We start from the raw sequence: 17,750 nt of genomic DNA, 5'->3' as shown, positions 1-17,750 counted from the left end.
TGGCGGATATAGGGGAGTTGCGGCGAAAATACGGCGCGGGCTTAACGTAAACGCGGCACCTGTGCAGGCGCGTCAGGATCACGGCTGAGCGCGGGTGGTTTTGGCCCACCGCAGGCCCAATCGAGCAGTTCGACGCTATGCACCACCGGCACCCCGGTGCCCGATCCGATCTGCATCATGCAGCCGATATTGCCCGCCGCGATCACATCCGGTGATTTGGCCTCCAAGGTCTTGATCTTGCGCTCTTTGAGCTTGGCCGAAATCTCGGGCTGCATCAGGTTATAGGTGCCCGCCGAGCCGCAGCAGAGGTGACTGTCCGCCGGTTCCACCACCGTGTATCCCGCCTGTTTCAGCAGGGTCTTCGGCGTGGCCTTTATCTGTTGCCCATGCTGCAGCGAGCAGGCCGCATGATAGGCGACGACCATGCCCGGCTCTGCCGGTTCGGCGAAGGGCAAGTCGAGCTCCGCCAGAAGTTCCGTCACATCCTTTGCAAGGGCCGAGACCCGCGCCGCATCCTCTGCCAGCGGGTCATTGCGGAACATATGGCCGTAATCCTTGACCGTGGTGCCGCAGCCCGAGGTGTTGATCACAATGGCATCCAGCCCCTCGCCGTCCATCTCGGCCCGCCATGCGCGGATGTTGCGGGCGGCGTGGGCGTGGCTCTCATCGGTCTTGCCCATGTGATGGGTCAGCGCGCCGCAACAGCCCGCCCCTTGGGCCACCACCACCTCACAGCCCGCGCGGGTCAGCAGCCGGATCGTGGCGTCGTTGATATCGGTGTTCAGCGCCTTTTGGGCGCAGCCGGTCATCAGGGCCACCCGGCGCATTGGCTTGCCCTTAGCCGGAAAACTCTGCGGGTCGTCATTGCGGCTGACCGGGGGGACCGTCTTGGGCGCCATCTCCAGCATGGCGCGCAGCCGCGCGTCGGGCATCAGCCGGGCAAAGGGCCGCCCGATCTTGGCCCCAAGCAGCGCCAGCCGAAAGCGTGTGGGATAGGGCAGAATCCGCGCCAGCATCCAGCGCAGGGCGCGTTCGCCCATGGGGCGTTTGTAGCGTTCCTCGATATAAGCGCGGGCGTGATCGACCAGATGCATGTAATGCACCCCCGAGGGGCAGGTCGTCATACAGGCGAGGCAAGAGAGGCAGCGGTCGATATGCTGAACCGTCTTTGGATCCGGGTCGCGGTCGTTCTCCAGCATGTCCTTGATCAGGTAGATGCGACCGCGCGGGCTGTCCAACTCATCGCCCAAGACCTGATAGGTCGGGCAGGTCGCCGTGCAGAAGCCGCAGTGCACACAGGCGCGTAGGATTTCGTTGCTGCGCTGCGTGTCAGGATCCTGCAACTGCGCGGGGGTAAAGGTGGTTTGCATGGCGGCTCCGTTCCTATGTGCTGCGCATCAGATTGGCGAGGACGAGGCCGAACCACGGCACCGTCGTGCCCACGGCTCCCAGCACCCCGCTCCACCGGCGCATTGCCGGGCGCGGATCGGCCCAGCGCAGCGCTTGGACCACCAGCGCAATCACCCCGATCCAAGCGGCCCAGAGCGCCAAGGCGATGGCCCCCAACAGCCAAGCGCTGTCGCCCCAATAGCGCAGAAGACCATAGCGCAGGGCAAGCGCGATGAGAAAGGTCACCAGCACCATCGCCGCCAACGCGCGGATGGCCCGAAGCGAAGGCGGCACGGCGATCAGCGCCTTGAACAGAAAGGGGCCGATCAGAAAGACAAAGAGGAAGACCAGCACCAAAGTCATGCGCTGCGGGCCAAGGCTTCGGCGTTGAACAGGCCACGGGGGTCGAACTTGGCCCTGAGCCCCGCCGTCAACCGCGCCACCCCCGGCGCTTCGGGTTCCTGTCGTGGCAGCGCCCCCGACGCCTCGGCCCGCAACAAGGTCGCGTGGCCGTCATACTGCCCCAAGCGCGCGCGCAGGTCCGTGCCGGGAGCCATGCGCAGCCATAGCAGCCCCCCGGCCCAATCATAAAGCCGCGCCTCCGCCCCGGCCTTAGCGGCAAGCGCCGGGGCCTCGGTCGGGCGGCAATGCACACGCCAGACATCGCCCGCCGACCCATGGAAAGGTGCCACATCTCGCAGATCACGCCAGAGGGTCTCTGAGCTACCTTCTGCGAGCACCTCGATCTCGCCCCCCGTGGCGGCGAGCAGATCCTTCAGCCGCCCGATCCGGTAGGTGACTGAGGTCTCGAAACCCTCCAACCGCAGGAACGTTCGGCCCTGCGCCGGGTCATGGGCCGCGCCGGTGACTTCGAAGGGGCTGCGCATGGCCTGCGCCATCGCGGCGATGGCGGCGGCGTCGTCCAGCCCGGACAGCACGAGCGTCGCGCTGGTTTCAGGTTTTGGCAGGACCTTCAGCGAGACTTCGGTCAGCGCGCCCAAGGTGCCTTGCGACCCGGCCATCAGCTTGACCAGATCATAGCCGGTGACGTTCTTCATCACCCGGCCCCCATTCTTGATGATGGCCCCCTGCCCATCGACGAACCGCACCCCCAAGAGAAAATCCCGCGCCGCCCCAACAGCAAGCCGCCGCGGCCCGCTGACATTGGCGGCAAAGACTCCGCCGATGGTCGGGGTACCGCTGCGGTCCATGAGCGCGCGGTGGTCCATCGGCTCAAAGGCAAGCCGCTGCCCCTCGGCGGCCAAAGCGGCCTCGATCTCGGAGACCGGCGTGCCTGCCTGCGCGACCAGCGTCAGCGCGCCCGGCTCGTAAAGGGTGATCCCCCGCAGACCGGCAAGCGACAGCGCCGCGCCCGGCCCCGCCATGCCGCGCGTATCGCCGCCCCGCAGGGACAGGGGCCCCTCTGCGCCACGAATCGCCTCGGCCAGCTCCGCCTCGGAAGTCACCGTCACGCCGCCACCGACGCGCCGCTGCCGCGCCGCCCTTCCGTCACGTCGAGGGGGAAGACCTTGGCCGGGTTCAGCAGCCATGCCGGGTCAAAGACATCCTTCACCATCAATTGCGCCTCAAGATCCGCGGGGGCGTATTGCTCATGCATCAGATCGCGCTTTTCGATCCCAACCCCATGCTCCCCGGTCAGGCAACCGCCCGCTTCGACGCAGAGCCGCAGGATGTCGGCGCCAAAGGCCTCGCATTTCTCCAGATCGCCGGGTTTGTTGGCGTCAAACAGGATCAGCGGGTGCATATTGCCGTCGCCCGCGTGAAAAACATTGCCGACCTTGAGGCCATAGTCATCGGACATCTCACCGATGCGGCGCAGCACCATGGGCAGCTCATTCACCGGGATGGTGCCATCGAGGCACATGTAGTCGTTGATCTGCCCCATGGCGCCAAAGGCGGACTTGCGCCCCAGCCAGATCGCGGCGCTTTCCTCGGCGCTGGTGCTTTCGCGCAGTTCCACCGGGTTGTGACGGCGGGCAATCTCGGTGATCAGCGCCAACTGGTGGTCGATCTCGGCATCCGAGCCTTCGACCTCCACAATCAGCAGCGCCTCGCACATCGGATAGCCCGCATGGGCGAAAGCCTCCGTCGCCTCGATGCAGGGGCGGTCCATGAATTCGATCGCCACGGGCAAGACGCCCGCCTTGATGATATCGCTGACGCAGGCCCCGGCCACGGCGTTGTCGTCGAAGCCCATGAGCACGGGCCGCGCGCCCTCGGGTTTGGGCAGGATGCGCAGGGTGGCTTCGGTCACCACGCCCAACTGCCCTTCGGAGCCGCAGATCACGCCCAAAAGGTCCAGCCCGCCCGCGTCCATATAGCCGCCGCCGATCTCGACCACTTCGCCGTCCATCATGACCATGGTGACGCCCAAGAGGTTGTTGGTCGTGACACCGTATTTCAGACAATGCGCCCCGCCCGAGTTCATCGCGATATTGCCCGCGATGGCACAGGCCAACTGGCTGGAGGGGTCAGGCGCGTAGAAAAAGCCGTCTTCCTCCACCGCGCCGGTGACGCTGAGGTTGGTGCGCCCGGTCTGCACGCGCATCAGACGGTTGTCGTAATCGACCTCAAGCACCTCGGCCATGCGCGCCACCCCCAGCACCACGCTATCGGCAGTGGGCAAGGCGCCACCGGCAAGCGAGGTGCCAGAGCCGCGCGGCACCACCGGCACGCCCTCCTCGTGGCAGATCGCCAGAATTGACGAGACTTCTTCGGTGCTGGCAGGCAGGGTCACGGCCAAGGGGGGGCATTTATAGGCCGTCAGCGCGTCGCATTCATAGGCGCGGGTCTCATGCGCATCGTCGATCACGGCATCGCGGGGCAGCGCCGCGCGCAGCCGCGCCACGACCCGCGCCTTGCGCGCAATGATCCCGGCATCGGGTGTTGGCATCTGCATTGCGGTCCCTCCTCTGGCCCGCAGCATAGAGCCTATGGCGCGGGTTTGGCCAGTTTGCCGCGCGCTTGGTGCAATTGCACCACTAAATTGCGGCTTCAGGGTGAATTGCACCGGGCCCAACTTCCGCCTACCTTGGAACCTTTCCGAAATGCGCTATATTCAGTTCGTTGTTTTATTGGTGTCCCATGTTCAAACGTAGCCTCATTCTCGCCTTCTTGGCCTTTGCCGCGCCGGGTTTCGCCGATCCGCCCGCCATTCTGAATGTCACGGTCGATCGACAGGGCGATTTGTGGAAGTTTGACGTCACCATTCGGCATAACGACAGCGGTTGGGACCACTATGCCGACGCTTGGCGCATTCTGGACCCCGATGGGAAACCCTTGGGCACCCGCAATCTGGCACATCCGCATGTGAAAGAGCAGCCCTTCACCCGCTCGCTTTCTGGCGTGCGCATCCCCGAAGGGATGACGGAGGTCAGCATTCAAGCGCGCGACAGTGTCAGCGGCTGGTCTTCGGAATTGGTGACGATCCCGCTGCCCTGACCTGCGCCCTTTCAGACCCGGTGGTAAGGCCCGCCCGAGAGGATCGCGGCGGCGCGGTAAAGCTGTTCGGCCAGCATGACCCGCACCAGCATATGCGGCCAGACCATCTTGCCAAAAGAGAGTGCATGATCCGCCTCTGCCCGCAGGCTGGGGTCGATGCCATCGGCCCCGCCGATGACAAAAGCCAAATCCCCCCGCCCGGCGTCACGCCAATTGCCAAGCCGTTCGCCAAATGCGGGGGAGGTTTCGACCTTGCCGCGTTCATCCAAGACGCAGATCACCGCCCCTTGAGGGATCGCGCGCCGCAGCAGCACGGCTTCGGCGGCCATGCCGCCGTTCTTCTTGTCTTCCATCTCGACCACGCGCGCGGGGCCAAGGCCCAGACCGCGCCCGGTCCGGTCGAACCGGGTCAGATAATCATCGACAAGGGATTTTTCCGGACCGGCGCGAAGCCGGCCCATGGCACAGATGTGAACTCGCATGACCTAGGCCCGCAAAGCGGGATCAGTGCGGTGCCGCTGTGGCCGCGTCGTCGCCGCCCAGCCACATCTTTTCAAGTTGGTAGAATTCACGCACTTCGGGCCGGAAGACATGCACGACAACGTCGCCTGTGTCGATCAAGACCCAGTCGCCGGTTTCGCGGCCTTCCATCTTGGACGTGCGTCCGGTGGCGTCTTTGACGGCCTGCGCCAGCTTTTCCGAGATCGCCGAAACCTGCCGCGTGGAGCGGCCCGAGCAGATCACCATATAGTCGCCGATGGCCGTCTTGCCGCGCAGATCGATCTGCACGATATCTTCGGCCTTGTCGTCATTCAGCGAGGAAAGGATAAGCGCCAGCAGGTCGTCGCTGGTTGCGATTTGCGAGGCGGCAGTCATTGCAGCCCCATGGTCAGCAGCCTGCGCTGCGTCAACGTTAAGAGACAGGACATTGTCCTCCTTCGTAAATAGCACCATCAATGCTGAACGCTTGCCCCGGTGCCGAGCAGCCCCAATTTAGCGACCCGGGGTTTATTTTTCAATGGATCGCGTAGCCATAGCGTTAACCACGGCGCAAATCCCCGCTCACTCAGGCATATCCCGCGATGCCGCGGCGCGCGACAGGGCCAGTTGACTGTCTTCGATGACTTTTACCTCGCGCTGCGGGAAGGGGATGGAGATGCCGTGTTCCTTGAACGCATCCCAAAGCGCCAGATAGACATTGCCGCGAATGTTGGTCAGCCCGCCGGTCGGATCCTTGATCCAGAAGCGCAGGATGTAATCCACCGACGAATCGCCAAAGCCAACAATATGGCAGACCGGCGCCTTGTAGCTCAGCACCCGGTCGACGCCCTTGGCCGCCTCCACCGCCAGTTTGCGCACCAGATGCGGATCGTCGGAATAGGCCGTGCCGAAATAGATATCGAGCCGCACAAAGTCATTAGAGTGGGACCAGTTCACCACCTGCCCGGTGATCAGGTCTTCGTTCGGGATCAGGTATTCCTTGCCATCCCGCGTCACCACAGATGCATAGCGCGCGCCGAGCGTTTGGATCCAGCCAAAGGTCTCGCCCAGACTGATCACATCGCCGGGCTTGATCGACTTGTCGAGCAGGATGATCACGCCCGAGACGAGGTTCGATACCACCTTTTGCAGACCGAAACCAAGGCCCACGCCGATTGCGCCCGACAGTACCGCAAGCCCGGTCAAGTCGATCCCCACCGCCCGCACCCCGATAAAGAACGCGAGCCCGTAGAGGAGGATTTGCACCCCCTTCACGGCCAGCACCTGCATGGAGGGGCTGATGTCTTCGTTCTTGCGGATCGTCGCGGCGGTGGTCGTGCTGACCAGCCGCGCCATGGTCAAAAGCGCGCCGACAACCACCAGCGCGGTCAGAATGGTCAGCACCGAGAGGCGGAATTCGCCCACAGTCAGCGCGACGCCGTCCAGAAACACGGCCACATCATCGGCGACGTTCAGCATGTAGAGCGTGGCATAGATCCACAGCCCCCATGTCACCATGCGCCGCAAGGGACGGTTGCGCACCAGACGCGCGGCGAAAGCGATGCCCACATAGATCGCCGCCAGCGTCGCCGCCAATCCGATGAGATAGGACCGCGACGGCCATGTCACATTCTGCATCACCTGATACAAAAGCCCCGCCAGCAGCGCGAACCAGATCAACCCCAAGCGTCGTTTGACCTGCACCACCACCCGCAACTGCCACTTGGACCACCCCTCGCGCGAGCGGACCCAGTTTTGCAGCATCACGCCGCTGACCCGGTGCAGCACCCACGCCAACGCCACCAGCACCAGCAGGATCAGGATTTGGTTTTGCCGCCAGCCGGGGCTCAGAATGCTTTCCCCAAAGCCGAGCACCCCGTCGAACAGAGCCTGAAGCGACAGCAGGAAGTTCGAAAACGGGTGGCTTTCAGGGATCATGGTCGGCCTTTGCAGCTAGGGAGGATCACGGTCGCACAGGCTTTGCGCCGGGGCAAGATGACCCGCAGCCCACCCCCTGCCTCCAAGACGATCACGACACCTTGCGAGACTCGCTCAGGCGCTATATCCCTTGCCCCATGATACTGGTGTTTGATCTTTGCGACCGTGCGCGTCTGCGCGAACGCTTTTTCGGCGCGACGCATAGCGTTCTGGCGCGACTATAAGCCACCCCCTCTCAGCCACACCCATAGCCATTCCAAACCACGGGAGAGGACCATCATGTCCCCCAAGACGCTTTACGATAAAATCTGGGACGCCCATGTCGTCCACGAAGCCGATGACGGCACCTGCCTGCTCTATATCGATCGCCATCTGGTGCACGAAGTGACCAGCCCGCAGGCCTTTGAAGGGCTGCGCATGTCGGGCCGCACCGTGCGCGCCCCGGACAAGACCATCGCCGTGCCGGACCACAACGTGCCGACCACCGAGGGCCGCGAAGACCCCGAAGCCATGACCGAGGACAGCCGCATTCAGGTCTCCGCCCTCGACAAGAACGCGCGTGAATTCGGCGTGCATTACTACCCCGTCTCGGACGTGCGCCAAGGCATCGTGCATATCGTCGGCCCCGAGCAAGGCTGGACCCTGCCCGGCATGACCGTGGTCTGCGGCGACAGCCACACCGCGACCCATGGCGCCTTCGGCGCGCTGGCCCACGGCATCGGCACCTCGGAGGTCGAACATGTTCTGGCCACCCAGACGCTGATCCAGCGCAAGGGCAAGAACATGAAGGTCGAGATCACCGGCAAGCTGCGCCCCGGCGTCACGGCCAAGGACATCACCCTGTCGGTCATTGGCGCCACCGGCACCGCGGGCGGCACCGGCTATGTCATCGAATACTGCGGCGAGGCGATCCGCGACCTGTCGATGGAAGGCCGCATGACCGTCTGCAACATGGCGATCGAAGGCGGCGCACGCGCTGGCCTCATCGCGCCGGACGAAAAGACATTCGAATACTGCAAGGGCCGCCCCCACGCTCCGAAAGGCGCACAGTGGGAAGCGGCGATGGACTGGTGGAAAACCCTCTTCTCTGACGAGGACGCCCATTGGGACAAGGTCGTGACGCTCAAGGGCGAAGACATCGCACCGGTCGTCACATGGGGCACCTCGCCCGAAGACGTGCTGCCGATCGACGCGACGGTCCCCTCGCCCGAAGACTTCAAGGGCGGCAAAGTCGACGCGGTGAAACGTGCGCTGGAGTATATGGACCTGAAACCGGGTCAAAAGCTCACCGATATCGAGATCGACACCGTCTTCATTGGCTCCTGCACCAACGGCCGCATCGAAGACCTGCGCGCCGCTGCTGAAGTGCTGAAGGGCAAGAAGATCAAGGACGGTCTGCGTGCCATGGTCGTGCCGGGCTCCGGCCTCGTCCGGGCGCAGGCCGAGGAGGAAGGGCTGGCGGACATCTTCCGCGAGGCCGGTTTCGAATGGCGTCTCGCGGGCTGCTCCATGTGTCTGGCGATGAACCCCGACCAGCTTGCTCCCGGCGAACGCTGCGCGGCCACGTCGAACCGCAACTTCGAGGGGCGTCAGGGCTATAAGGGCCGCACGCATCTCGTGTCACCCGGCATGGCCGCCGCCGCCGCACTCACCGGTCACCTGACCGACCTGCGCGACCTGGCGTGAGCGACCGGGGTATGGATACCGGGCGCGTTGCGCAGGGCTCAGTCGGCCTTGCGCAGCTCGCTGCCGGACTTCAGCACTTCGCTGCCGTCGTCCTGTTCGATCTTATAGGCCGGCTCGTCATCGCTCGCCTTGCGGGTCACCTCGCTGCCCTGCAGCTTCAGGGTGATCTTCTGCGTGTATTTCTTGACGATCTTGCCGGTCCCGGTGCCATTGCCCCAGTCCCATTCCACCTTCGTGCAGGTTTGGTACGACATGCCATGCCCTCCTGATATACCATTTGCCTAGAACGCGCCGTCAGGCGGCGCGGTTCCCGCATTCTCCGAAGGATACCCCGATGGAAAAGTTTACAGAAATCACCGGCACCGCGGCTCCCATGCCGCTGGTGAACATCGACACCGACATGATCATCCCCAAGGTCTTTCTCAAGACGATCAAACGCTCCGGCCTTGGCGTGAACCTGTTCGACGAAATGCGCTATGACCGCGAAGGCAACGAAATCCCCGATTTCGTGCTGAACCAACCGCAATATCGCGACGCGCAGATCCTCGTGGCGGGCGACAACTTCGGCTGCGGATCGTCGCGCGAACACGCACCTTGGGCGATCCTTGATTTCGGCATCCGCTGCGTCATCGCACCCAGCTTCGCCGACATCTTTTACAACAACTGCTTCAAGAACGGCATCCTGCCCATCGCCCTGCCGCAAGAGCAGGTCGACGTGCTGATGAAAGACGCCGAAAAGGGATCGAACGCGCGGATGACCATCGATCTGGAAGGCCAGACCGTGACCACCTCAGATGGTGAGACATTCCCCTTCGAAGTGGACGCCTTTAAAAAGCACTGCCTTCTCAACGGGCTGGACGACATCGGCCTCACGCTCGAAAAAGGTGCCGCCATCGACAGCTACGAGGATTCGCTGGGCCAAAGCCGCCCTTGGGTCTAACGCCCGGCCTGCATGATCAAACTTGTGGGCGCAAACCGCGCGCCCACAAGATGTTGCCGCCTGCCATCAAACCGCCACGGAATTGATGCAAGAAGGCACCACCCCCTCCCTCAAAATACCCCAGTATCCTGCTCTTCTCTTCGCGGAGCCTTGAGGCATGTGCGGAAAGAAGGCAAAAATTGGACCATAATGAGGCACACCCCATCAACCGGGGGCATCAAGTTGGAACAAGCACGCGGCATCGTATCGCGGCTGGCCAGTTTGAAAGGGCAGAGCAGTGATCGGACGAATGACAGGCGCGGCGACGCGTGGCCTATTGGTGGCGCTATTGATTGCCATCCCGGCGCTTCTCTTGCCGGGGGCCGATGCGGAATCCAGCCAGATCACCGTGCTGCTCGCCTGTATCGCGGCGATCCTGACCTTCATGGAATACAACGCCCGCCAGCCCGGCATCGTCGAATTTCGCGACGCGCCGCCTTTCAATCGGCTCCGCTTCATCAGCCTGCTCTTCACGATCCTCGTCCTGTCGCTTATCGCGCGGGGCCAAACGACCCCCACCCTGCTGACCGGCGCGCTCACCGCGCTTGGCACGATACTGGGCAATGCGCTTGATTTCCCCTATTCCCCGGTGCGTCTTGTGGTGCTGATGATGCCCGCCGACGCCCCTCTCGAGGCGGTCAACCTGATCCGCACAGCGGCGGGTCTGGCCTATCTGGTCTCGCTCATCGCATTGGCGACCTTCGTGGTGCTGGTGCGTGTCATGGGCTGGCCCGCACGCCAAGGCGCTTTTAACGTCTGGGTGAACCTGCCACTTTTCGATCCAACCGCTGGGGGCGATGTGCTCTACCGGCTGCAACGGGACGCGCGGATCAACATCGCGCTTGGCTTCCTTCTGCCCTTCTTCATCCCCGCAGTGGTCAAGGCCACCGCCGATCTGCTAGATCCGATCTCACTGAGCAATCATCAAACCATGATCTGGACAATAAGCGCATGGGCATTCCTTCCGGCCAGTATGATCATGCGCGGCATCGCCATGGGGCGGGTGGCCGAGATGATCCACGACAAACGCCGCCGCGCCTACGCCGAAGCGCATATGCAGGCCGCCTGATCCGCTTTCTGCTGGCGCTGCTCTTGCTGACCGGCACCGCGCAGGCCGAACCGCTGCGTATCGCCACCTTCAACACAGAATTGTCGCGCAAAGGGCCGGGCCTGCTCCTGCGCGATATCCTACGCGGGGACGATCCCGCCGTCGCCTCCGTGATCGAAACCATCACCAGCGCCGATCCCGATATCATCGCGCTACAAGGCATCGACTACGATCTCGAACAGGCCGCCCTCAATGCCCTCGCCGATGCCCTCTCCGCCGCGGGCGCGCCCTATCCCCACCGCTTCGCCGCACCGCCCAATGCAGGCCGCCAAAGCGGCGTCGACCTCGACGGTGACGGCAAGCTCGGCACCCCCCGTGACGCCCAAGGCTATGGCCGCTTCTTCGGCCAAGGCGCCATGGCGATCCTCTCACGCCACCCGATCCGAGAGGCCGAGTTCCAAGATTTCAGCACCCTCCTCTGGCGCGACCTCCCCGATACACTCTACCCGATGATCGACGGCGCCCCCTTCGCGGGGGTTGAGGCCCACGCCGCGCAGCGCCTCTCCTCCAACGGCCACTGGTCCCTGCCGATCCAAACCCCGGAGGGCCCCGTCACGCTGCTGACCTACCACGCCACCCCGCCGGTCTTCGACGGCCCCGAAGACCGCAATGGCCGCCGCAACCATGACGAAACCACCTTCTGGCTCCACCACCTCGCCGGAAAGATCGGCACGCCCCCGACACCCCCCTTCGTCCTGCTGGGAGACGCCAATCTCGACCCGCAGCGCGGCGACGGGCGCGGCGAAGCCATTGCCGCCCTCCTCTCCCATCCTGCGCTACAAGACCCCCTGCCGCACCGTCCCACAGTCAACTGGTCCCAAACCGGCCCGATGCGCGTCGACTACATCCTGCCCTCGCGCGACTGGGAAGTCAGTGACGCTGGCCTCATCTGGCCCAAGGGCGAAAGCGCCAGCCGCCATGCCCTCCTCTGGGTCGACCTCACCCGCTGACGCCCCCTATCTTGACCCTCCGGAACCCGCAGGCTACCCAATCTCCAACCGTATTTTCAGGAGTTTCCCATGGCCAACCCATCCTTGCTCATCCTCCCCGGCGACGGCATCGGCCCCGAGGTCATGGCGCAGGTCACGCGCATCATCGACTGGTTCGGCGAAAAGCGCGATCTGGCCTTCGACGTAGAGCATGATCTGGTCGGCGGCGCGGCCTATGACAAACACGGCACCCCGCTGCATGATGACACGATGGCCCGCGCCCTCGAAGTCGACGCCGTGCTGCTGGGCGCCGTGGGCGGCCCGAAATACGACGACCTCGACTTCTCCGTGAAACCAGAACGCGGCCTGCTCCGCCTGCGCAAGGAAATGGACCTCTTCTCCAACCTGCGCCCGGCACAATGCTTTGACGCGCTTGCCGATTTCTCCTCGCTGAAAAAAGACGTGGTCGCGGGCCTCGACATCATGATCGTGCGCGAACTCACCTCCGGCGTCTATTTCGGTGAGCCGCGCGGCATCTTCGAGGAAGGCAACGAACGCGTCGGCATCAACACGCAGCGCTACACCGAAAGCGAGATCGAGCGCGTCGCCCGCTCCGCTTTTGAACTCGCCCGCCGCCGCGGCAACAAAGTCTGCTCCATGGAGAAAGCCAACGTCATGGAAAGCGGCATCCTGTGGCGCGAAGTCACCCAACGGGTGCGCGATGCCGAATACCCGGATGTCGAACTCAGCCACATGTATGCCGACAACGGCGCCATGCAGCTCGTGCGCGCACCCAAGCAGTTCGACGTGATCGTCACCGACAACCTCTTCGGCGACATCCTCAGCGACTGCGCCGCCATGCTGACCGGCAGCCTCGGCATGCTGCCCTCCGCCAGCCTCGGCGCGCCTAATGCCGGTGGCCGCCCCAAGGCCCTCTACGAGCCGGTCCACGGCTCCGCCCCCGACATCGCGGGCCAAGGCAAGGCCAACCCAATCGCCTGTATCCTCAGCTTCGCCATGGCGCTGCGTTATTCCTTCGACCAAGGCGAAGAAGCCGCCCGTCTGGAAAAAGCCGTCGAACGCGCGCTGGCCGATGGCGCCCGCACCCCCGACTTGATGGGCCCCGAAGGCGGCACCCCCATCACGACCGAGGAAATGGGCGATGCCATCCTCAAGGCCCTCAACGCCAGCCTATAAGAAACCAAGGCGGGGTTTCACGCCCCGCCCCCTTCCCTTCATCCTTTCTCAAATACCCTCGGGGGAGCAGCCGCAGGCTGCGGGGGCAGCGCCCCCAATTCCCCCCGCTTCCCCCAAACGCCACGCAAAATCCCTGCAACTGACCAATTGCCAAACCCGCCAAGCTGCGCTATTGCGCTGCACATCGGTCGGGCTGTAGCGCAGCCTGGTAGCGCACCTGCTTCGGGAGCAGGGGGTCGGAGGTTCGAATCCTCTCAGCCCGACCAGATACCCCCCCCCCACAGCTCCCAAAGCCAGAAACTCGGATCGCTCTGCTCCACTCAGCCGTAGACCTTGAGCAGCATCCAGACCCCCATGCCCAGCATCATGACGTTCTCGGTAAGCGAGACGAACCCAAGCGGCACATTGCTCGACCCGCCGACGCAGGCACATTTCAATTCACGTTTGTCGACATAGACCGCCTTGATGACCGAAACCGCGCCAATTGCGCCGATCACGATCGCCACGGGGGCCGAGAGCCAGGTCAGCGCCCCGGCGGTCATCAAAATACCCGCCAGCGCCTCCCCGAACGGATAGACCTTGCCATAGGGCACCCACCGCTGGGCCAGCAGGTCGTAGTTCAGAAACATCGTCGAGAAGCTCTCAATGTCCTGCAACTTTTGAACGGCGAGGAAACACATGGAGATCGAGATGAACCACTCAAAGGCCCGAAGTGTGAAGATGCTGCCGAATGCATACCAAGAGAGCCCCAGTGCCATCAGGAAGGCCACACCGAAAATAGCGATAGCGGGCTGATAGCTGGTGTCCGATTGCTCTTCCTTGGGCTTGTCTAAACCGAAATGCACGCGCAGATCGTCGTAGCCGCCGATCCGCTCCCCCTCGATAAAGGTTTGCGGCGTGGTCTCCACACCCTCTTTCGCCCTGAAGGCATCGGTCTCTTCGCGGGTCGTAAGGTGGTGATCTTCGACGTGGTAGCCCTGCCGCTCCAGCAGGTCTTTCGATTTCAACCCGAAGGGACAGAGGTGTTGCTCCATCACCATCCGGTAGAGTTTCGCGGTCTTGCCCTGCCCTTCGGCCATCCTAGCCTCCTTTTGCCTTTTCAAACGACATCTCAAAGGAGGAACAAGTTTCCAGCGCAGGAGAGTTCCGCAACGGGGTGATTTAGGTCAACCGGCAACCCTGCGCAGCGCGGCAGCGCGCCGCCGCTCAGGCCAGTTTACCCATATGCGCGGCAGGGATCGTGACGGTCCAAGTCAGGGCGTTTGCGCTGGTCACGGTTTCCGCCGCGCCATTGACCATCGCGGGAGCCAATACAGACAGAACCTTGCTCCCGAAACCGGTGGCTTTCTTGGCAGAGGGGTCAATGGTGATGCCGGTCTCGATCCACTGGAAACGCAGCCCGCCCTTTTCGGTATGGGACCAGTGGCATTGGATATCGCCGCAGCCGTCGCTCATCACCCCGTATTTCGTGGAATTCGTCGCCAGCTCATGCAGCGCCATACCGATCAGTTGCAACGCCTGCGGTCCCAAAGCGACAGAGGGGCCATCCACATCCACCGCCTTGGCCTGCAAATGCAAAAACGGGTCCAACTGCGCGCGCACCAGTTCGGCCAGGTCCACGGAAGACCAGCCGCCATCGACCAGCAAATCGGTGGACCGGGCCAGCGCCTGAATACGGGCCCCGAAAGACTTGTTGAACTCCGCGAGAGAGGCCGCCGAACTCGCCGTCTGCCGCTGCATCGCTGTGACCAGAGAGAGCATGTTCTTGGCCCGGTGGATGACCTCACGCGAGACGAGATCGCGCACCTCTTCGGCCTTGCGCGTCGCGGTCACATCATGGTGGATGTTCGAGATCGAGACGATATCCCCCGAAAGTGTCCGAATGGGCGTGCAGGCGATGGTGACATGGCGCTCGGTGCCGTCCTTGGCCACGCGCACCGCATTGAACTGGCGCAGCTTGCCGGCCATGATCTGATCGCGATACTCAAGCACCCGCGTCGGCCAATCCGGTGGATACAACAGCTCGACCGACTGGCCCAAAGCTTCCTCTTCCGTATAGCCGTAGAGCCGCTCGGCTGCTGGATTCCAGCTGATGATGCGGCCTTCCATGTCATAGGTCAGGATCGCTTCGCCCGTGGTGGCCACGAGGGCGGCAAAGGTTTCCGCCTGCACATGGGCACGTTCGATATCGTCATGCGCCATGCGGCGCGTCGTGACATTGCGGTGCTGCAACAGCAGGCAAGGCGCGCCTTGGATCGTCAAGCGGTTGGCGTTGAGTTGAAACCAGCGCCGCACCCCCGGCCCATCGCAGGGGTATTCCCCCTCGAAGGAAGTCCCGGTTTTCAGCGCTTGGCGCAGCCCCTCCAGAACCGTTTCCGCCTGCACCACGGCACCCATGGCCGCCGCTTCGCAGATGTCAAAGTAATTGGCCCCGACGTAATGCGTTCCCGCGTCGCCGCCGTTCTCTTCGCAAAACAGTTTCCACGCCATATTGACCGCGACAATCTTGCCGGTGGCGTCAAGAATGACCACCTCATCGGTCATCGCCTCGATCAATTCATAATGGCTGGCGTCGAGCGTGACGCTTTGGGTGCTTTTCAACATAGCCCCACCATAGCGCGAATTCGGCATTGTCTAAAGTTAACTTAGGTTTAATCGTTAAGGCCAAAATCCTTATTTTATCGGGTTTTGGCGGAAACCCTCCTGCCTCTGCGGCGGCTGCCCGCCCGCGCGTGAGGCTTGCAATCCGCGCAAATTCTGAAATAAGCCCCGCCATCCGGTCGCAGCCTACCCGGACATCAAAACAAGGGCCCCAAAATGAAAACACTTGTCATCTGCTCAGGCGGACTCGATTCCGTGTCGCTTGCGCATATCACCGCCGAGGTGCATCACCTCACCCGGCTCGTCTCCTTCGACTATGGCCAGCGTCACCGCAAAGAGGTCGATTTCGCCCGGGCGGCGGCCGAACGGCTGGGCGTGCCGTTTCACCTGATCGACATGCGCGGGATCGGTGCGGCGCTATCGGGTTCCGCCCTGACCGACGATATCGACGTGCCCGATGGGCATTACGCCGAAGACACGATGAAGATCACCGTCGTGCCGAACCGCAATGCGATCATGCTGTCCATCGGCTTTGGCATTGCCGCCGCGCAGGGGGATGAGGCCGTGGCCACCGCCGTGCATGGCGGCGATCACTTCATCTATCCCGACTGCCGCCCCAGTTTCACCCGCGCCTTCGATGCGATGCAGCAGACCGCGCTCGACGGCTATGCCGATGTGCGGCTGCACACGCCCTTTGTCGAGCACAGCAAGGCCGAGATCGTCCGCCAAGGCGCGCAGCATGGCACGCCCTTCGCTGAGACGTGGTCCTGCTACAAGGGCGGCGCGGTCCATTGCGGGCGCTGCGGCACCTGTGTCGAGCGGCGCGAAGCCTTTCATCTGGCCGAGGTCACAGACCCGACCGTCTACGCCGACCCCGACTATTGGACCACGGCCCTTGCCGCGCAGGGGAAAGGCTGATGTTCCGTATTCGCAAGGAATTCCACTTCTCCGCCAGCCACCAGTTGGGCCACCTGCCCGACGATCATCAATGCGCGCGGCTGCATGGGCACAACTACATCGTTGTGGTCGAACTGGCCGCGGAGACGCTCAATACCGATGGTTTCGTGCGCGATTACCACGACTTGAAACCGCTCAAGACCTATATCGACGATCACTTCGACCACCGGCATCTGAACGATGTGCTGGACGGCCCCTCCACCGCCGAGAACATGGCGAAACATTTCCACGACTGGTGCGCCGCCCGCTGGCCCGAGACCTCTGCCGTGCTGGTCAGCGAGACCCCGAAAACATGGGCGGAATACCGGCCATGACCCTGCGCATTGCCGAGATTTTCGGCCCCACCATTCAGGGCGAAGGCGCGCTGATCGGGGAGCCGACGGTATTCGTCCGCGCGGGCGGCTGTGACTATCGGTGCAGCTGGTGCGACAGCCTGCATGCCGTCGACAGCCAGTACCGCCATAGCTGGACCCCCATGTCGACCGAGGACATCTGGCGCCGGATCCGCAAGCTTTCCAAGGACCAACCGCTGACCGTCTCCCTCTCGGGCGGCAACCCGGCGATACAGGATTTCGGCCCGCTGATCCGCATGGGCAAGGCCGCGGGCTATCGCTTCGCCTGTGAGACCCAAGGCTCCATCGCGCGGCCATGGTTTGCCGATCTCGATACGCTTGTGCTCTCCCCCAAGCCGCCATCAAGCGGTGAGCGTGTCGACTGGGACGCATTCGACGCCTGCCGGACCCTCGGCGCGCAGGCGCGGCAGCAGGTGATGAAGATCGTGATCTTCGACGAGATCGACTACCATTGGGCGCGCGAAGTGCATGCCCATCACCTCGATATCCCGCTCTACCTTCAACCCGGCAACCCCGAGGTCGACCCCGCCACGCCGGTGGACCCGCAGGCGCTGGCCGACCGTTTGGGCTGGCTAACCGAGCTTGCCATGACCGATCACTGGTTCGCCCCCCGTATCCTGCCGCAGCTTCATGTCCTGATCTGGGGCAACAAGCGCGGCGTCTGACCGATG

Annotated in this window: 19 protein-coding genes and 1 tRNA gene; 10 read left to right on the top strand and 10 right to left on the bottom strand. The window is 63.4% G+C overall.

All coding sequences use genetic code 11. The features are described 5' to 3' along the window. Positions 1-41 precede the first annotated feature (41 nt). Genes glcF through ACGYK4_RS08480 form a run of 4 tightly spaced genes read right to left on the bottom strand, consistent with a single transcriptional unit; the run spans position 42 to position 4,309 of the window. Positions 42-1,370 carry a glycolate oxidase subunit GlcF gene (glcF, locus tag ACGYK4_RS08495; RefSeq protein WP_394456011.1) on the bottom strand — a complete coding sequence of 443 codons (1,329 nt, stop codon included), beginning with the start codon at positions 1,368-1,370 and terminating at the stop codon, positions 42-44. A gap of 13 nt (positions 1,371-1,383) precedes the next feature. Beyond that, a complete protein-coding gene (locus tag ACGYK4_RS08490; protein ID WP_394456010.1) occupies positions 1,384-1,752 on the bottom strand; it encodes a hypothetical protein in 369 nt (122 codons plus the stop codon). After that, a complete protein-coding gene (locus ACGYK4_RS08485; protein WP_394456008.1) occupies positions 1,749-2,861 on the bottom strand; it encodes an FAD-binding protein in 1,113 nt (370 codons plus the stop codon). Before ACGYK4_RS08485 ends, ACGYK4_RS08490 begins: the two co-directional genes overlap by 4 nt. Then, positions 2,858-4,309 (bottom strand): FAD-linked oxidase C-terminal domain-containing protein, encoded by a 1,452-nt coding sequence (locus tag ACGYK4_RS08480; RefSeq protein ID WP_394456007.1) that lies wholly within the window; start codon positions 4,307-4,309, stop codon positions 2,858-2,860. The genes ACGYK4_RS08485 and ACGYK4_RS08480 overlap by 4 nt, the downstream gene beginning before the upstream one ends. 185 nt (positions 4,310-4,494) lie before the next feature. Between ACGYK4_RS08480 and ACGYK4_RS08475 the strand changes: the two genes are divergently transcribed. Then, the gene (locus ACGYK4_RS08475) at positions 4,495-4,851 is read left to right on the top strand and encodes a hypothetical protein (RefSeq protein ID WP_271692826.1); all 357 of its coding nucleotides are present in this window, start codon (positions 4,495-4,497) and stop codon (positions 4,849-4,851) included. An 11-nt stretch (positions 4,852-4,862) separates the two neighbouring features. Here ACGYK4_RS08475 and rlmH read toward each other — a convergent pair whose 3' ends face one another. From rlmH to ACGYK4_RS08460, 3 genes are all read right to left on the bottom strand, one after another. After that, on the bottom strand, positions 4,863-5,333 hold the full coding sequence (rlmH, locus tag ACGYK4_RS08470) for a 23S rRNA (pseudouridine(1915)-N(3))-methyltransferase RlmH (RefSeq protein ID WP_394456005.1): 471 nt from the start codon (positions 5,331-5,333) through the stop codon (positions 4,863-4,865). Positions 5,334-5,355: 22 nt separating this feature from the next. Beyond that, on the bottom strand, positions 5,356-5,727 hold the full coding sequence (gene rsfS / locus ACGYK4_RS08465) for a ribosome silencing factor (protein WP_067268516.1): 372 nt from the start codon (positions 5,725-5,727) through the stop codon (positions 5,356-5,358). Between the two features lie 186 nt (positions 5,728-5,913). Continuing rightward, entirely contained in the window at positions 5,914-7,269 is a 1,356-nt protein-coding gene (locus ACGYK4_RS08460; protein ID WP_394456003.1) for a mechanosensitive ion channel family protein, read from the bottom strand. A 279-nt stretch (positions 7,270-7,548) separates the two neighbouring features. On the opposite strand from ACGYK4_RS08460, the gene leuC reads away from it, so the two are divergent. Further along, positions 7,549-8,955 carry a 3-isopropylmalate dehydratase large subunit gene (gene leuC, locus ACGYK4_RS08455; protein WP_394456001.1) on the top strand — a complete coding sequence of 469 codons (1,407 nt, stop codon included), beginning with the start codon at positions 7,549-7,551 and terminating at the stop codon, positions 8,953-8,955. A 38-nt stretch (positions 8,956-8,993) separates the two neighbouring features. Here leuC and ACGYK4_RS08450 read toward each other — a convergent pair whose 3' ends face one another. Next, positions 8,994-9,209: a DUF2945 domain-containing protein gene (locus ACGYK4_RS08450; protein WP_394456000.1), complete on the bottom strand. Its 216-nt coding sequence runs from the start codon at positions 9,207-9,209 to the stop codon at positions 8,994-8,996. Positions 9,210-9,289: 80 nt separating this feature from the next. Between ACGYK4_RS08450 and leuD the strand changes: the two genes are divergently transcribed. The 5 genes from leuD to ACGYK4_RS08425 all read left to right on the top strand — a co-directional run bounded on the left by leuD (position 9,290) and on the right by ACGYK4_RS08425 (position 13,434). After that, positions 9,290-9,895: a 3-isopropylmalate dehydratase small subunit gene (gene leuD, locus ACGYK4_RS08445; protein WP_067268508.1), complete on the top strand. Its 606-nt coding sequence runs from the start codon at positions 9,290-9,292 to the stop codon at positions 9,893-9,895. 277 nt (positions 9,896-10,172) lie between these two features. After that, positions 10,173-11,003 carry a hypothetical protein gene (locus tag ACGYK4_RS08440; RefSeq protein ID WP_394455998.1) on the top strand — a complete coding sequence of 277 codons (831 nt, stop codon included), beginning with the start codon at positions 10,173-10,175 and terminating at the stop codon, positions 11,001-11,003. 23 nt (positions 11,004-11,026) lie between these two features. Next, positions 11,027-11,992, top strand: coding sequence for an endonuclease/exonuclease/phosphatase family protein (locus ACGYK4_RS08435; protein WP_394455997.1), 966 nt, complete (start codon positions 11,027-11,029; stop codon positions 11,990-11,992). A gap of 69 nt (positions 11,993-12,061) precedes the next feature. After that, complete coding sequence (leuB, locus tag ACGYK4_RS08430; RefSeq protein ID WP_394455995.1) at positions 12,062-13,168, top strand: 3-isopropylmalate dehydrogenase; 1,107 nt, start codon at positions 12,062-12,064, stop codon at positions 13,166-13,168. A 189-nt stretch (positions 13,169-13,357) separates the two neighbouring features. Continuing rightward, positions 13,358-13,434: transfer RNA gene (locus tag ACGYK4_RS08425), tRNA-Pro, on the top strand. 54 nt (positions 13,435-13,488) lie between these two features. Here ACGYK4_RS08425 and ACGYK4_RS08420 read toward each other — a convergent pair. Further along, complete coding sequence (locus tag ACGYK4_RS08420) at positions 13,489-14,247, bottom strand: MauE/DoxX family redox-associated membrane protein (protein ID WP_394455994.1); 759 nt, start codon at positions 14,245-14,247, stop codon at positions 13,489-13,491. A 127-nt stretch (positions 14,248-14,374) separates the two neighbouring features. Next, on the bottom strand, positions 14,375-15,772 hold the full coding sequence (locus ACGYK4_RS08415) for a sensor histidine kinase (protein WP_394455993.1): 1,398 nt from the start codon (positions 15,770-15,772) through the stop codon (positions 14,375-14,377). A 213-nt stretch (positions 15,773-15,985) separates the two neighbouring features. Between ACGYK4_RS08415 and queC the strand changes: the two genes are divergently transcribed. From queC to queE, 3 genes are read left to right on the top strand one after another with little or no spacing between them, the layout of a single operon-like run. Further along, entirely contained in the window at positions 15,986-16,687 is a 702-nt protein-coding gene (gene queC / locus ACGYK4_RS08410) for a 7-cyano-7-deazaguanine synthase QueC (protein WP_394455991.1), read from the top strand. Next, positions 16,687-17,040, top strand: a complete 354-nt coding sequence (gene queD / locus ACGYK4_RS08405; protein WP_394430639.1) for a 6-carboxytetrahydropterin synthase QueD — start codon at positions 16,687-16,689, stop codon at positions 17,038-17,040. Before queC ends, queD begins: the two co-directional genes overlap by 1 nt. Then, complete coding sequence (queE, locus tag ACGYK4_RS08400; RefSeq protein WP_394449537.1) at positions 17,037-17,744, top strand: 7-carboxy-7-deazaguanine synthase QueE; 708 nt, start codon at positions 17,037-17,039, stop codon at positions 17,742-17,744. The genes queD and queE overlap by 4 nt, the downstream gene beginning before the upstream one ends. The last annotated feature ends 6 nt before the right edge of the window (positions 17,745-17,750 follow it).

Source organism: Sulfitobacter sp. 1A13368 (genome assembly GCF_043557275.1).
In the GTDB taxonomy this organism is placed as follows: domain Bacteria; phylum Pseudomonadota; class Alphaproteobacteria; order Rhodobacterales; family Rhodobacteraceae; genus Sulfitobacter; species Sulfitobacter faviae.
The sequence above is the reverse complement of the archived record's forward strand: the minus strand, read 5'-3'. Positions and strand labels throughout refer to the sequence as shown.

Bases quoted from the DNA above. Each gene is read 5' to 3' on its own strand.
- glcF (WP_394456011.1), bottom strand. From the start codon at position 1,370: ATGCAAACCACCTTTACCCCCGCGCAGTTGCAGGATCCTGACACGCAG.
- ACGYK4_RS08460 (WP_394456003.1), bottom strand. From the start codon at position 7,269: ATGATCCCTGAAAGCCACCCGTTTTCGAACTTCCTGCTGTCGCTTCAG.
- leuC (WP_394456001.1), top strand. From the start codon at position 7,549: ATGTCCCCCAAGACGCTTTACGATAAAATCTGGGACGCCCATGTCGTC.
- leuD (WP_067268508.1), top strand. From the start codon at position 9,290: ATGGAAAAGTTTACAGAAATCACCGGCACCGCGGCTCCCATGCCGCTG.
- rlmH (WP_394456005.1), bottom strand. From the start codon at position 5,333: ATGCGAGTTCACATCTGTGCCATGGGCCGGCTTCGCGCCGGTCCGGAA.
- ACGYK4_RS08450 (WP_394456000.1), bottom strand. From the start codon at position 9,209: ATGTCGTACCAAACCTGCACGAAGGTGGAATGGGACTGGGGCAATGGC.
- ACGYK4_RS08420 (WP_394455994.1), bottom strand. From the start codon at position 14,247: ATGGCCGAAGGGCAGGGCAAGACCGCGAAACTCTACCGGATGGTGATG.
- queC (WP_394455991.1), top strand. From the start codon at position 15,986: ATGAAAACACTTGTCATCTGCTCAGGCGGACTCGATTCCGTGTCGCTT.
- ACGYK4_RS08415 (WP_394455993.1), bottom strand. From the start codon at position 15,772: ATGTTGAAAAGCACCCAAAGCGTCACGCTCGACGCCAGCCATTATGAA.
- ACGYK4_RS08480 (WP_394456007.1), bottom strand. From the start codon at position 4,309: ATGCAGATGCCAACACCCGATGCCGGGATCATTGCGCGCAAGGCGCGG.
- ACGYK4_RS08490 (WP_394456010.1), bottom strand. From the start codon at position 1,752: ATGACTTTGGTGCTGGTCTTCCTCTTTGTCTTTCTGATCGGCCCCTTT.
- ACGYK4_RS08475 (WP_271692826.1), top strand. From the start codon at position 4,495: ATGTTCAAACGTAGCCTCATTCTCGCCTTCTTGGCCTTTGCCGCGCCG.
- queD (WP_394430639.1), top strand. From the start codon at position 16,687: ATGTTCCGTATTCGCAAGGAATTCCACTTCTCCGCCAGCCACCAGTTG.
- rsfS (WP_067268516.1), bottom strand. From the start codon at position 5,727: ATGACTGCCGCCTCGCAAATCGCAACCAGCGACGACCTGCTGGCGCTT.
- queE (WP_394449537.1), top strand. From the start codon at position 17,037: ATGACCCTGCGCATTGCCGAGATTTTCGGCCCCACCATTCAGGGCGAA.
- leuB (WP_394455995.1), top strand. From the start codon at position 12,062: ATGGCCAACCCATCCTTGCTCATCCTCCCCGGCGACGGCATCGGCCCC.